The organism is Methylomonas sp., assembly GCF_023228165.1.
Lineage (GTDB): Bacteria > Pseudomonadota > Gammaproteobacteria > Methylococcales > Methylomonadaceae > Methylomonas.
The window spans coordinates 222157-236169 of the sequence record NZ_JALOBS010000002.1; the positions used below are offsets into that span (position 1 = coordinate 222157).

General features: G+C 48.1%; 13 protein-coding genes. 10 read left to right on the forward strand and 3 right to left on the reverse strand.

Going from position 1 to position 14013, the window contains the following annotated elements:
* Positions 1-186: 186 nt before the first annotated feature.
* Entirely contained in the window at positions 187-588 is a 402-nt protein-coding gene (locus M0R33_RS02430; RefSeq protein ID WP_292564518.1) for a septal ring lytic transglycosylase RlpA family protein, read from the forward strand.
* 66 nt (positions 589-654) lie between these two features.
* On the opposite strand, the gene M0R33_RS02435 is transcribed toward M0R33_RS02430, so the two are convergent.
* Positions 655-1320 carry a Bax inhibitor-1/YccA family protein gene (locus M0R33_RS02435; protein WP_292564521.1) on the reverse strand — a complete coding sequence of 222 codons (666 nt, stop codon included), beginning with the start codon at positions 1318-1320 and terminating at the stop codon, positions 655-657.
* A 123-nt stretch (positions 1321-1443) separates the two neighbouring features.
* Between M0R33_RS02435 and M0R33_RS02440 the strand changes: the two genes are divergently transcribed.
* The 4 genes from M0R33_RS02440 to M0R33_RS02455 all read left to right on the forward strand — a co-directional run bounded on the left by M0R33_RS02440 (position 1444) and on the right by M0R33_RS02455 (position 6510).
* The gene (locus tag M0R33_RS02440) at positions 1444-1854 is read left to right on the forward strand and encodes a group II truncated hemoglobin (RefSeq protein ID WP_292564524.1); all 411 of its coding nucleotides are present in this window, start codon (positions 1444-1446) and stop codon (positions 1852-1854) included.
* Positions 1838-2584, forward strand: a complete 747-nt coding sequence (locus tag M0R33_RS02445) for a SprT family zinc-dependent metalloprotease (protein ID WP_292564527.1) — start codon at positions 1838-1840, stop codon at positions 2582-2584. The genes M0R33_RS02440 and M0R33_RS02445 overlap by 17 nt, the downstream gene beginning before the upstream one ends.
* Complete coding sequence (locus M0R33_RS02450) at positions 2584-3063, forward strand: protein disulfide oxidoreductase (RefSeq protein ID WP_292564530.1); 480 nt, start codon at positions 2584-2586, stop codon at positions 3061-3063. The genes M0R33_RS02445 and M0R33_RS02450 overlap by 1 nt, the downstream gene beginning before the upstream one ends.
* Positions 3064-3153: 90 nt before the next feature.
* The gene (locus M0R33_RS02455) at positions 3154-6510 is read left to right on the forward strand and encodes an EAL domain-containing protein (protein ID WP_292564533.1); all 3357 of its coding nucleotides are present in this window, start codon (positions 3154-3156) and stop codon (positions 6508-6510) included.
* Positions 6511-6566: 56 nt separating this feature from the next.
* Here M0R33_RS02455 and M0R33_RS02460 read toward each other — a convergent pair whose 3' ends face one another.
* A complete protein-coding gene (locus tag M0R33_RS02460; protein WP_292564536.1) occupies positions 6567-7616 on the reverse strand; it encodes a low specificity L-threonine aldolase in 1050 nt (349 codons plus the stop codon).
* 336 nt (positions 7617-7952) lie between these two features.
* Between M0R33_RS02460 and M0R33_RS02465 the strand changes: the two genes are divergently transcribed.
* Positions 7953-8339, forward strand: coding sequence for a hypothetical protein (locus tag M0R33_RS02465; protein WP_292564539.1), 387 nt, complete (start codon positions 7953-7955; stop codon positions 8337-8339).
* Entirely contained in the window at positions 8339-8656 is a 318-nt protein-coding gene (locus M0R33_RS02470; RefSeq protein ID WP_292564542.1) for a hypothetical protein, read from the forward strand. The genes M0R33_RS02465 and M0R33_RS02470 overlap by 1 nt, the downstream gene beginning before the upstream one ends.
* A 578-nt stretch (positions 8657-9234) precedes the next feature.
* On the opposite strand, the gene M0R33_RS02475 is transcribed toward M0R33_RS02470, so the two are convergent.
* A complete protein-coding gene (locus tag M0R33_RS02475; RefSeq protein ID WP_292564544.1) occupies positions 9235-11649 on the reverse strand; it encodes a TonB-dependent receptor in 2415 nt (804 codons plus the stop codon).
* Between the two features lie 356 nt (positions 11650-12005).
* On the opposite strand from M0R33_RS02475, the gene M0R33_RS02480 reads away from it, so the two are divergent.
* The 3 genes from M0R33_RS02480 to M0R33_RS02490 all read left to right on the forward strand — a co-directional run bounded on the left by M0R33_RS02480 (position 12006) and on the right by M0R33_RS02490 (position 14013).
* Positions 12006-12158 carry a hypothetical protein gene (locus tag M0R33_RS02480; protein ID WP_292564546.1) on the forward strand — a complete coding sequence of 51 codons (153 nt, stop codon included), beginning with the start codon at positions 12006-12008 and terminating at the stop codon, positions 12156-12158.
* Between the two features lie 9 nt (positions 12159-12167).
* A complete protein-coding gene (locus M0R33_RS02485; protein WP_292564548.1) occupies positions 12168-12488 on the forward strand; it encodes an NGG1p interacting factor NIF3 in 321 nt (106 codons plus the stop codon).
* 547 nt (positions 12489-13035) lie between these two features.
* Positions 13036-14013, forward strand: coding sequence for a hypothetical protein (locus tag M0R33_RS02490; protein ID WP_292564551.1), 978 nt, complete (start codon positions 13036-13038; stop codon positions 14011-14013).

Here is a 14013-nt window from a genome sequence, read left to right on the forward strand (position 1 = left end):
TTTCCAGCGCACAAAAAATACCGCCAGCCCCTGCCCCCACTGGGCTTAAAGGAATTAAACCCAGCATTTTAGTGGCTAAATGACAACATTTGATGCCCAAAAGCCACGAAAAAGATTGCCAAAGCCACTTTCGTGGGGTAATCTCGACACTCCTTTTATCAATTACTTAATGTAAGGAGGTAGAGGATGCGAAAGAGAAACAGGTGGTTGCTTAAAACCATACTCTCCATTTCGTTGATGTCCTTTTACACATTCAGTCTCGCCAAAGCTGACAGGCCAGACACCGCGAAAACCCGTAAAGCCGGTACCGCGTCTTATTACAACGACAAGTATCATGGCCGAACCACCACAAGTGGCGAAACCTATGATAGAAACAGTATGACCGCCGCTCATAATTCTTTACCCTTGGGCACGCGGCTACGAGTAACCAACCTAAAAAACAATCGTAGCGTGATTGTTAAAGTCAATGACCGGATGCATAGATCCAACAAACGGTTAATTGATTTATCGAAAAAAGCAGCTAAAGAGCTCGGTTTTATTAAAGCCGGCCTCACGAAGGTAAAAATTGAAATTTTAAAGAGTACTTAAAGTTTGACTTTTTACCTCATAAAAAAAAGCCCGGCATTGCCGGGCTTTTTAGTTTAAGCCGTTTGATTAGTCATCACCGCCAAACACGCCCAACAGCTGTAGCAAGCTGGTAAACAAGTTATACAACGACACATAAAGAGACACGGTTGCCAGAATATAGTTGGTTTCGCCGCCATGGATGATTTCACTGGTTTGATACAAAATCATACCCGACATCAGCAAAATAAACATAGCCGAAACCGCCAATGTCAAAGCAGGTATTGAAAAGACGATCGCCCCCAAACCGGCCAAAAACGCCACCAACACCCCGACCATCAAAAAGCCGGCCATAAAGCTGAAATCCTTACGGGTTGTTAATGCATAGGCTGACAAACCCAAAAAAATCGCGCCGGTGCCGCCAAGAGCAGTCAGAATCAATTCATTACCGTTGCTAAAGGCCTGAACATACATGTTCAAAATCGGCCCTAAAGTCATCCCCATGAAACCGGTCAGAGCAAACACAAATACAATACCCCAGGCACTGTTACTGAATTTACCCGTCAAAAACAACAGGCCGAAATAACCGACCAGCGTGATAATCAGACCCGGATGGGGTAAATTCAACGCCATGGACACGGCAGCCATCGCCGCGCTGAACAACAAAGTCATCGACAGCAGCAAATAAGTGTTTTTGAGAACTTTGTTAGTCTCCAAAATGCCGGCTTCCGAACGAACGGCAGTATTTAAACGCATGATAATGTCCTCCAAATAGAAAAAAGTAGTCAATAGGACCGTGCAAGCCTCGGAGAGTTTCCCTAAAATTGCCATCCATCCTGTTAGTATAAACAACAAACAACCCAGTGAGCGTAAATACCTATGTCAACAGAAACGCCCTATGATTTTATAGGCGGAGAGTCAGCCATCCACAGTCTGGTAGATCGATTTTATTTTTACATGGACATTTTACCGGAAGCGCAGGGCATACGGGCCATGCACCAGCCTAATCTGGCCTCGGCCAAGGACAAGTTATTCAAATTTGTATCCGGCTGGCTGGGCGGACCCAATTTGTTTATCGAAGAATTTGGCCATCCCATGCTGCGCATGCGCCACTTCCCGTTCAAAATCGGCCCGTCCGAACGCGATCAATGGATGCTATGCATGAACAAAGCGCTGGCGGAAGTCCCCATGGACCCGCGTTTGCACAGTAATATTCAAACAGCATTACAGCAATTGGCCACTCACATGATCAATCAGGAACCGAGCGACAGCATTGAAACCGCATCCTAACGCCTCTTCGGCCGACCAACATCCCATCAATTACCAAATACGTCGCAGCGAGCGGGCCCAAAAAACCCGTATCGTCGTCTCCGCGGGTAAAATTGAAGTGGTGGCACCGTTAAAAATCTCGGAGCAACGCATTCATGCCTTTGTAACCGCGCAACATGCCTGGATTCGGGACGCGCTCAAACGCGTCCAGCATCGCGCGCAAAATAGCCCTTCGCTTGCCCCTACCGCTTATAGCAATGGCGTCCTGGTGCCCTTTCAGGGCAGGCAAATTCCGTTAACCATCAAACCGACCAGCGCCAAACGGTTACGGGTACAATTCAGCGACGATCACTTTCTGGTGTATTTTCCAGAAATTATTGCGGATGACGGCTCCGAACGTATCAAAGCCGCGCTGGAATCCTGGATGAAGCAACATACCCGGCAACTAGCATTGCAATGGATAGAAAAACACAGTGCATCCCATAGCCTGATTCCCCGCAGCCTTAGAATTAAAACCCAAAAAAGCCGTTGGGGCAGCTGCGGCCCATATAACGATATTAACTTGAACTGGCTGTTAATTTTAGGGCCGCCGGTGATCATGGAATATGTAGTGGTGCACGAACTCTGCCACATCCGGCATAAAAACCATTCCCGGGATTTCTGGCAATTGGTGGCCGACCATATGCCGGATTATCTAAAACACCGCCAGTGGCTGAAACAATACGGTGCCAGCCTGATGCGAGGCCTATGATGCTGAAAAAATCGGCGTTTTATATTTTTGCGATGATATTTGTCTTTGCCGGACAATTTCTGATGACACGTGGCTTGGTGACGGGACAGCCGCCGCTGATTACGCAAGCGACGCTTTCCAATCAAAACCCGATGCCCACCCTTGCCAAAGGCCCGGCAATCATTTATTTCTGGGCCGAGTGGTGCGGCGTCTGCCGCGGCATGCAAGGCAATATTAGCGCGGTTTTGCAGGATATTCCCGGCATCACCGTAGCGGTACGCTCCGGTAACAACCAGCAACTCTCCGAGTATTTATATAAAAACGAACTCGCGTGGACAGTTGTTAACGACCAGGACGGCGAGGTAGGCCAACAATACGGAGTACAAGCAGTACCAGCATTGTTTTTCGTCAATGACCAAGGCCATATCGTCTTTAACAGTGCCGGTTATACCAGCGAATGGGGCCTGCGACTCAGATTATGGTTAGCCGGCTTGCTTTAAGGTCTAATTGGGTGTATTTAATTTCCCCACAAAAAACTTAGTTAATTATCCGGTTTGTCTTCAAATACTTAATCAACATCCATAGTCGCCGTGCCAGATCAACACCCCCATCAGAGCATCCGCCTGGGCTTAATGCCGCCGTTAACCGGCTTGGTGAGTATGTATGGGCCCGAAATTATTCGGGCGGCCCAGATTGCCTGCAACGAAATCAATCAGCAGGGCGGGCTTTTAGGCAGGAAGCTAGAGCTCATCGTCGAAGACGACGGCAGCCTGCCGGGCACGGCTGTGCCAGCTGCTTTACGTTTGGTAAAACACCACCAATGCGTAGCCATTATCGGCACGCTACTTTCCAATTCACGAATTGCCGTTGCCCATCAGGTAGCGGAACCGTTACGCATTCCCTATTTAAATTTTTCATTTTACGAAGGCAGCATTTTCAGCCACCATTTTTTCAATTTTGCCGCCCTGCCCAATCAACAGATCGACAAAATGATACCTGCCATGGCAGTCCGTTACGGGTTAAAAATGTACTTTGCAGGCAGTAATTACGAATGGCCGCGCGGCTCGATAAATGCCGCCAAACAAGCGCTTAGTCGGCTGGACGGCGATGTCGTTGGTGAAGACTACTTGCCCATCAACGCCGATGCCGCCGACGTCGAGCACTTATTGCAAAAAGTGGCGCGCTCGGGGGCCGATGTATTCGTACCCTATTTTGCCGGGATCGATCAGATTGCCTTGCTTAACCGTTTTTGCGAACTAGGTTTGAAACAGCGCATGGCGGTCGTGATGGGCCATTTCGACGAAGCTCTGGCACAGCAATTATTACCCGAAGTACGGGAAGGCTTTTATTCCAGCAACACTTATTTCATGTCGCTGGATACGCCGCAGAACCACCAATACCTGGAACAACTGGCCACCCTGCCGGGTGTGAACGGTATTTGGCCCCACGTAAATGGCGTAGCAACCAACTTTGGTGAAGCCACCTATGTTTGCGTGCTTGCTTTTGCCGATGCGGTGCAACGTTGCGGGCAAACGGATGCCGCCGCTCTTGTCGATGCACTGGAAACCACCAGCATTCTAGCGCCGCAAGGCTGGGTGCAAATGGATGCCAAAACCCATCACGCCTGCGTCAATACTTTTTTAGCGCGCAGCAACAGAGACGGCAGCTTCAGCATCATCGAACGTTTCGGCAATACGCCGCCGGAAATACCCAATCGTTATCAAAATCAAGCGATCGCCAACCGGGAAGTTACGCTCCCGGCATCGCTCCTGGAACAGGTCAACACCGAAGCAAAAATCAGTCTGAGTAAACTAAACTCCGATCATCAGATCCTTTCGCTGACCGACATGGCCATTCTGGCCACCGACGAAAACGGAGTCATTCATGAAGCAAACCCCAACGCGGGCAGCTTGTTCGGTTACCACCCGGATGAAATGCGCGGCATGTCGGTACATTTACTGGTACCGCCGCATTTACGCCAACGGCATGCGGACATGGTTCAACGCTTTGTACAGGGCGCCGAGACCGAGCGTCCCATGTCGCAACGCAACGAAGTAACCGGTTACCGGAAAGACGGCTCGTTTTTCCCCCTGGAAGCCTCGCTTGGCAAATTCCGCAATGGCGACCAGTGGATACTGGTTGCCACCATGCGGGACATCTCCGAACAAAAACGCATCCAAGTTGATTTATTGTGGGATGCCACCCACGACGAACTCACCGGACTACCGAATCGTAATCTGATCCACGACAGACTCAACCACGCCCTGCAACGCAGTCGCCGACAGGGCTTAAGCTTAGCGTTGTTATTTATTGATCTGGACGGCTTCAAACTGATAAACGACACCTACGGCCACAAAACCGGCGATCAGATACTAAAAACGGTCGGCAATCAGCTGATTGACATGGTACGGCCCGGCGATACCGTAGCCCGTTTAGCGAGCGACGAATTTGTCATTCTTTGCGAACAATTGGAACAACCAACCGCGATTTCCGCGTTGGCCGAACGTATTAATTACAAACTGCGCCAACCGATTGAGCTGAGCGGTCAGCAACTGTATCTGAGCGCCAGCATCGGTATTGCTGTCGGCCACGGCTCTACCCATTCCGCCGACGACCTGCTGCGCGCCGCGGATACCGCCATGTATGACGTTAAAGAGCAAGGTCGGGACGGCTGGCATTTTTTTAGCGCTAGCCTGGAAGAAAAAGTACGCGGAAAATTGGCGATTTCCAATGCTCTGCACTTGGCTATCGAGCGGGAAGAATTGTCAGTGCGCTTTCAGCCTATCGTCGACATCCGCGGCACCCGTATCGTCGGCGCCGAAATGTTGCTGCGCTGGCACCCCGACCAAGGACCGATTCCGCCCGCCGTCTTCATTCCGATTGCCGAAATAACCGGCAGCATAATTCCCATAGGCAGCTGGGTATTTGCCCAAGCCTGCCAGGCGGAAGCCGAGTGGCGAAGCCGCTGGGGAGAACAGGCTCCCTCTTATGTTTCCTTGAATGTCTCCACCCGCCAACTGAATGAAAAAAATCTGCTGACCGAAATTAAAACCGCAATAAAAGCCCATGCCTGCGATCCATCCCGTATCCTGCTCGAAATTACCGAAACTGCCGTAATGGCTGACATCGAGACCAACCTGAGAATATTGCGCAGCCTGGCGGATTTAGGATTTCGGGTCGCCATCGACAACTTTGGCACCGGATACTCTTCCTTGGCGCAACTCACCAAATTGCCGGTCAATATTCTAAAAATCGACAAAGCATTTATCGACGGCATTGAACACCATCCGGAAAGCCGGGCAATGATTAAAGCCGCCATAGGGCTAGGCCGCGCCGTGGGCGTAAAAGTGCTAGCAGAAGGGGTGGAGAACCCGGCACAATTGCTGGAACTGCGTAACCTTGGTTGCAACTTCGCTCAAGGCTATCTATTTTATCGGCCATTGGAAAAAAATCAGTTTATCGAGGCCGTCGAGCAGAGCTTTGAAAGCGAGCGTACTCGCCACGAGACGCCGTTATTTTTTCTGCTCTATACCAGTCAGGCCACCTCTAAGCTGGAAAAAAATCATATCGCTGCATTATTGGACAAGACTCGGTTAGCGAACTGTGACCGGGGCATAACCGGCTGCCTGCTGTACCAGGACGGCTATTTCATGCAATATTTGGAAGGCGACAAGCAGAAGGTATTGGCGTTGTTGGAACGCATCCAACAAGACCCCAGACACAGCAACTTCAACGTGATTACCCAAGGCAGCGAATACCGCCGGGTGTTTCCCGAATGGAGCATGGGATTCTGCGAAATAGGCCACCAACTCGACCACATGGTGTTTCCGGAGCAATGCGAACATCGATTCAACCTAATGGAATTAGCCCAGGACCCTCGAACCAGCTACATTTACATCACCTCGTTTCGGGAAACCAGGCAGCTCTACGCTGACTATTCCGCATAGAGGCAATGGGTGCTGGATTTTATCCTCAGCGTCGCAATGCCGATGTCGGGCTCGCTTTAACCCAAAATATCGATGAATTGATCGACCTGCGCTTCTTGCGTGGCAAAGCTGGTTACCAAGCGCAACAAAATTTCATTCTCTCCCAACAGCGCCTGTTTTGCATGGGGCGGGTTCCACGCATAAAACATCGCGCCTTGACGCTTAAGGCGATCCGCCTGATCTTTGTGCATAATGCAAAAGACCTCATTGGTTTCGGCTTCCCAGGCCAAGCGGGCATGCCGGGAAGACCTGATGCCGTTTTGCAGGCGTTGCCCCATCTCATTGGCGTGCCGGGCCAGCTCCAGCCAAAGCCCTCCCGTTAAATACGCGTCAAACTGGCTAGCAATAAAACGGGTTTTAGAAAAAAGTTGTGCGGCGCGTTTACGGATAAAGGGTAAATCCGTGGCCATTTCAGGTTGCATAAACACCAACGCTTCCGCGCACCAGCAACCGTTTTTGGTGGCTCCGAAAGAGACGATATCGACGCCGAGTTTCCAGCTTAATTCCGCCGGCGAGCAATTTAAGGCCACCAACGCATTGGCAAAACGCGCCCCATCCATATGCAAAGGCAGTTGCTTCTCTTTGGCAATATTTGCAATCGCAATGACTTCATCCGGCTGATAAAGGGTGCCTATTTCCGTGGCCTGGGTGATCGATATCGCCATGGGCTGGCCGGTGTGAACAAAACCCGGCGGAAACCGCTTAATCTCGGCTAGCAGGTTGTGCGGATCGATTTTGCCGTTTTCGCCATCCACTGGCGCAAGACGGGCTCCATGGGTAAAAAACTCCGGAGCCCCGCATTCATCTTCAATCAAATGCGCTTCTCTATGGCAAAAAGTGACGCCTCCCGGCCGATTTACCGCTGCCAGCGCTAAAGAATTTGCCGCAGTCCCGGTTCCTACAAAGAAAACCGCAACTTCCCGCTGAAAAATTTCATTGAATTTTTGCTCAACCAGGCGATCCAGTTCACTAGCACCATAGGGCGCGGAAAAGCCGTCCGCTTCCGCTAAAAGACGCCGCGCAATGACGGGATGAGCCCCAGTCCAATTATCCGACCCAAAATTCATATCGACTTCCATTATTGATAAACTATTATTATAGGCTTCAAGGCGCTAGATATTACTCATAACTCGAATCTGATTATCTCAATATACCTAAACATATTGCCTCGCTAGCCACCCCCGCATTTAAACTTTTGATTATATAAACGCCATGGATACCATCCCCCATGGCGCAAGAAATACAACGCTAAACGCCTAATGTGTTTTTTATCCACGGCAGAAAAATCGCTTTATTTATCCTTCAGCAATCTTAATCCAATCATAATCAAAAATTCATATGATTTTAAGGCCGCATCAGTAAAATTCACTACATCCAAGCTGCTTACACACCGGTATTTTTTAATGATCGAACCAGTCAAAGCGTTAATTTTAAGCTGCCTAATCTCATCCTCGGTATTCGCTGACGACGATTGGGACCATTATCGTGGATATGGCGACCATCACCATCATAGACATCATCATTGCCTGCCTGCCCCGCCCATTTATTATGAGCGCGATATCGTCTATGTACCTGAACGGATCGTGGAATACGTCCCAGTACCGCAGCACTATTACTCAGCGCCGCCTCCGCCGGTCAGTTATGGCTACTATGATCAACGTTCGTCTCAAGGCTTAGTCGGCGGTGTATTAGGTAGTGCAATGGGTTACCAGATGGGCAGGGGCGATCCCTTGGCTGCCGGAATTGGAGCGGCGACCGGTGCCTGGTTCGGCAATGGCATGGGTAGATAATGATAAAACCAAGTCATTCTTTATTCCCGTTTAGCGGCCTGCCTGTACCGGTCTGCACCGCTCAAACCGGCTGGACGGCCGCTGTCGATAGTTATAACGATCGCAATGCCTATCGGCTAAATCAGGATATACAGGAGTGCCGGCAACTGGCAGAACCTGCTGTCGGCGGAGCGGCCTTGGCTGATGCGGGCATCGGTGCCGCAATGGGTACATCGGCAGGCGGCATTGGTGGTGCTTCGAAACGGTTTACAAACAGAACTGCAATACAAACGCGCTTACAACAGTTGCTTGAGGCAACGCGAACATGCCGTCATTAATTAATCATGCTTGATAAAACCAAATCACACGACTTTCTAAAGTGCTTTTATTGTTAATAACCAATAGTAAATACTTATGAAAAACAAAATGAACGACAATAAAGATATTTATAAAACTGTAAGCTATGCGGCACTTTTGATGGGGTTATCACTTCCGTTGTCAATATTAGTCATGCAGCTATTTAATTTTGTGCTAGGCAATCATATTATTTAACACCCTTCGACTAACGCAAATTATTTACGCTATTGAATTCCTTTCGACATTGATAAGCCGAGCGAGTAGAGAAATAGCGTTAGGCCGATTTATTATGCAAGGCCATCCACACAAGGAGGAGCTAAAAAAGGCCATGTATTCGGGAAGATTGAGGACATGTTTTCAATAAGTTGAGTCTTGTCGCGCCACCGGCTTTTAGACATACTCCGCCACACCCTGAATGTGCATATTCAAGACCAGATCAGCCCTATACCGCGGATTCAAAACTGGTTGCGGCGAGCGAAGCCTAGATTCGTGGACCTAAAACGAATGCCGTGCCGCCCAAGGAGACACGGCTGAAGCAGCGCTTACGGTTACCTATCCGTTAGTATTTGATAGTCACCCCCACAAAAGCCGAGCGTCCCATACCAGGAATATTCCGCCCCCAGGGCACGGTATACGCTGTCGGCCCCGTTGGATTCATGCCATAACGATCACCGAGATAGGCTCCGGCCAAGGGATGATAATATTGCTTATCCAATACGTTATCCAAACCCACATCCAAACGAACCGGTCCCCACTCGTAACCTGTTCTGGCATTCAGCAAAATGTAAGACGATGTGTGAGTTTCGTTTCGAAGAGTCTGAACGTTGTCCTTACCATCGACAAATTGCATTTCAAGCGCACTTTGCCAACTGCTCAAGCGGTGATCCAAACTGAGCTTCATGTTAAAAGGCATCATCTTGTAAAGATTGCCGCCATCCATGCGCTCGCCGCGCACATAGCTCATTGTGGTGTGGGTGGCGAACTCGCCTAATGTTTTGTCTTTATACAACTGTGTGCGCCCGGAAACATCGACACCCCATAAACGGGCATCATGGTTGGCGAACTGTAGGTACTGATAATTGTTAGAGGTGCCTTGGGTCGCGGCCGCACATCCCATATCGTTTGTACCCAACATGCTCGTCAAATTTGTACACGGATCGACATCAATGAAGTTATTCACATAAGTGAAATAAGGCGTAGCAGCAAACTCCCAACCATCATTTTTAGGGTCATGAAACGCTGCGGTCAAACTGACGGTATGCGCCGTCTCTTCGGTCAGGCTCAAGTTACCCATATAGCCGTTACCATCGCCAAACCAGCCTATCATCCCCATATCCATCGGCCGGCGACCCCAAGTATAGAGTTCATACAAATTGGGGGCGCGATTTTTTCGTGCATAACCAAACTCGAACTGGCTCATATCGTTTGCCGTATATTGAACCAACGCAGTGATATCGAACATGTCGTAATTACGTTCGCGATTGGCTGCATTGAACGCATTAGCAGCAGCCAAGTCCAAACCGGCCCCTGCGGCACCAGCCCCACCGAGTAAAGCTGGATTGTATGGCTGAACATTTTCAGCATCCATCATCGTGCGGTCATAACGCAATCCAAACAAGCTTTTCCATCGCAGATTCCAGTTCGCTTCCCATTCGCCAAAGAACCCAGCGCGATCCCGTTCACCATTATGGATGTTGTAATAGGTTTCGGGTGCCATCATCCAGTAAGCATTGTTCGGTTGCGGTTGATTGGCCCCGGCATTGATAGTTGCCGATGTATTGGCGTGAACGCCCGGCCAAAAATCGTTGAGTTTGGCACTATGATATTCGTGACCGACACGAAATGTATCGCGCTCGCTGTAGGGGATTTCGGCTTGGATTTTATACCCCAAGTTTCTACCTCTGGTTTCCATCGGCATCCGGTCATTTGGCGGCGCGAAACTTCCCACATACTGCCCGCCAACGATTGGAGCAAAAGTATTTCGCCGCTCATCATCAATGTCCATGCTGTGCGAAGTACTTTCGAAATAAAACTTACTCTCCAGCGTACCCCAATCGAACAGTCCTTTATGCATGATATTGCCGAAGATACTGTCGTTGTTGGTCATATCCATTCGCTGATTCGGGAAACCCTGTTTTGGAATGTGCTGTTGACCGCCACGGATAACGACCAAGTGGTTATCGAACTTGAACGATAATGCCGCTGAGTGGTTTTGGTTTTCATAGTAAGTGGATTTGATAACATCGCCAGTCCCGCTTCTGTAATCCATACTTTCAGTGTGCGAACCGGTATAGTCCAAGCGCACATTTTGATTCGCAACGCCGGCCGCGATACTGCCGCCGAACGCATCGCCATTACTGCGATAAAATGCGGACACACTACCGTCGATCAGAATATCCTTGCCCGGCTCCGCAAATACCGGCTCCGGAGTAGTCACTGAAATTGTCCCGCCTATGCTGTCGCCTCCCAGGCTAACAGGTGTCACACCGCTTAAAATAGTAATTTTTCCTATGTTGCTGCGGTCGATATAGGATAGCGGCGGATTCATGTGATTGGCGCAAGCCGAACTCAGCGTCATGCCATTTACGGTGATTTTGACCCGGTCATCGTTAAGACCATGAATGACCGGCAAACTCGACACCCCCCCGCCGCCATACAAGCTAACGCCCGGCGTATCTTCCAATAGTTTAGCGGTATCGCTAACCGCCGCCCTTTTACTGGTAACAATATCCGCCTCCATTTCAGAAGCGCTTAAAGCCTTAACGGAAGGAAATTTATCGGTAACGATGACCTTTTCCAATACGACTGGCTGGTCCGTCACTTGCTCCTGGGGATTTGCGCCGGCCATTGCCGGAACTGCCAGACATAACGGCAATACCCCCACCGCCAATCTACATACCCGCTGTCTATTGTTAAAACCATCGAGATTATTTTTGCGAAGTGAAAAGGTAATATCGGGGACAGGTCTTTTCATTTTTTGCCTTTGCTTGTGACTGAAAATGGGAAATTTCACTAAGTAGTGATTTCAGCAAAACACAGACCAGATTAAGAAAAGCATAATATATTAATTACATAAACAACATAAGCCTGCCATTATTTCTTGGAACTATGTTATTTACCATATGTTCCCTAAGTTATTTCACTTATCGCCACCCTTGCTTTCCGCGACAAGGGAAAAATTTGGCTCTCAACTTGTTCTTTATTTGTTTTCATATATACTTACAAAAAACAAAAAAGAAACATTTTAATACCCGTTTAACTCACGCAGGATTAGCCGACCCAAGCCAGACAATCCGTACTTAAGAGAGAAAAACATTAGGAGATTCAATCATGCTGCAACAGTCCGTTCATATGAAAGATCAAAAAGCCAATCAAATTGCCATGCGCAGCCGGCTTTACCGGCAATTCGCCATTAATCGAATAGAAGATCTAACCGTAGTCGTAGTGATATGGGGGGTGTTTTTACTAACGGGCGCCAGCTAAAATAAAATCATGTATCAGTTGACTTTTTATGTCCCGGCCAGCCACCTGGATCAGGTAAAAAACGTCCTATTTGCAGCGGGTGCGGGACAATTTAACGATTACGACCAATGCGCCTGGCAAACCTTAGGCCAAGGTCAATTCAGACCTTTACTCAACAGCCAACCCTTTCTGGGACAAATTGGAAAACTGGAAAGGGTGGCAGAATATAAAGTGGAAATGATTTGCGCCGACGAGCATATCAAAGCAGCCGTTACAGCACTGCTGACCGCTCACCCCTACCAACAACCGGCCTATGCGATATACAAACTTCACGATTTAGCTGGTTTGTAAATGTAGGCATTTGCTAGCAGTACGATGCTTGGATGGCAAAAACCGGCCAAAAGCCGCCAGACGAAACAAAAGTGGCAATGGCAAATGTCGTCAAACCAAAAACAGTCGTATGGTACGGTGAGTTTACGAACCACACCAATGCAAGTTGTTTACCACATCTACGTTGTTGTATCCTGTCAATAACTTGGTTTATCTAAAAGTCCTGATGTAGGGTATGCATCGCGTAGCAATAGAAGGTCATCATGGTAGTAAAAGACAAAAGGTACCCGATGCGCGTCCTACCGGACTAGGCATCTCGCTTTTTGAACGGGAGAAAACCATCCCATAAGTTCGGATGTAATCCTCATTGTTCAGACGTCATATTAGCTGAACACCCCACGCATGAGGTAACGATCACTCTATCGTTAAATGCTATACTTCATCGCTCATATTTTTTACTAGGCTGAATATTTAACAAGGAATTTAAATGAGGTCAGAATCAAGAAATAAAACTATTCATTACAAAAGAGCTGTAATAACAAATTGCAATTTGACCCTACAGAACCTTTTGAAAACGGCATTTAGCAAACAAGGTAACGCAGCTAAAGCTAAGCAACGCAGAGAGGTCCTGAATCAAGATGATGAAAGTTGCCGACTCATAAACCATCATAAAGATTATAATGGAATGCTTTTTGGCCAACTTATCTTCTTTGAACCAGGTAGAAGCCAAGTATTAATTACGTTGGACGACGACGCCGAATACTATGAAATAGACGCAATCACACCAAACTCTATTGACAAAGAAAACAATGAAAGCGACAAAATAAAAAAACGCCGGGAATTTGTCGATTCTATGCTTTATTTCGGAGTACTCGACAACCATATTGTTCTCATACAATCCGCAAGTTTACGAGCAAGAGAACTAGAAGCTCATTTAGCATGGCTATTAGGTTCTTGCTCTCAAGTTATGGATAAAAACAGCGCATTAATACTTCAGGATAAACCTTCAGAGGAAACAATTACTAAGATCGAAAGATCTCCAGTAAAAACAGTGCACCTTGGCACCCCTGTTGAATCTCGATTAGAAACCAATACCCCTGAACCAAAGGCAGAATTATCCGCACCCAAAGAAGGATTGGCAAAAAAAGTAAAATGGATACCGTGCGGAATGGGGGCTAATGTTATTCAAGCAGCTCTTGGAACAGATTGGTTTGAACGACTGGATCTTGACTCTTCTTTGGACGAAGCAAACCTTCAAGTAACCCTTGAAATTACTTACCTGCGAAAAACAACTAGCAATGGTCAAAAAATGCTAGATAACATTGCCACATCTTTGCGGCACATCGAAGACGCCGATGTTAAAATTGAACTTCACGGCGGAGGCACTATAAAAGGTACCGATCTTAAATTAACAGGTACAGTAAGTGTTAAATCAAATAATGGCTTGGTCGACGAAAGCGATCTGTTTCATCAAATGCATTTATGGTTAGTTACAAAAGTTAGAGCTAACGAGATAGAAATAGAAGACACTGAAAGCGAAACCTGA

What these genes read in the sequence shown, in the direction of transcription:
- M0R33_RS02460 (WP_292564536.1), bottom strand. Translation starts at nt 7,616, where the DNA reads ATGAATTTTGGGTCGGATAATTGGACTGGGGCTCATCCCGTCATTGCG.
- M0R33_RS02450 (WP_292564530.1), top strand. Translation starts at nt 2,584, where the DNA reads ATGCTGAAAAAATCGGCGTTTTATATTTTTGCGATGATATTTGTCTTT.
- M0R33_RS02465 (WP_292564539.1), top strand. Translation starts at nt 7,953, where the DNA reads ATGATCGAACCAGTCAAAGCGTTAATTTTAAGCTGCCTAATCTCATCC.
- M0R33_RS02435 (WP_292564521.1), bottom strand. Translation starts at nt 1,320, where the DNA reads ATGCGTTTAAATACTGCCGTTCGTTCGGAAGCCGGCATTTTGGAGACT.
- M0R33_RS02470 (WP_292564542.1), top strand. Translation starts at nt 8,339, where the DNA reads ATGATAAAACCAAGTCATTCTTTATTCCCGTTTAGCGGCCTGCCTGTA.
- M0R33_RS02430 (WP_292564518.1), top strand. Translation starts at nt 187, where the DNA reads ATGCGAAAGAGAAACAGGTGGTTGCTTAAAACCATACTCTCCATTTCG.
- M0R33_RS02480 (WP_292564546.1), top strand. Translation starts at nt 12,006, where the DNA reads ATGCTGCAACAGTCCGTTCATATGAAAGATCAAAAAGCCAATCAAATT.
- M0R33_RS02475 (WP_292564544.1), bottom strand. Translation starts at nt 11,649, where the DNA reads ATGAAAAGACCTGTCCCCGATATTACCTTTTCACTTCGCAAAAATAAT.
- M0R33_RS02440 (WP_292564524.1), top strand. Translation starts at nt 1,444, where the DNA reads ATGTCAACAGAAACGCCCTATGATTTTATAGGCGGAGAGTCAGCCATC.
- M0R33_RS02485 (WP_292564548.1), top strand. Translation starts at nt 12,168, where the DNA reads ATGTATCAGTTGACTTTTTATGTCCCGGCCAGCCACCTGGATCAGGTA.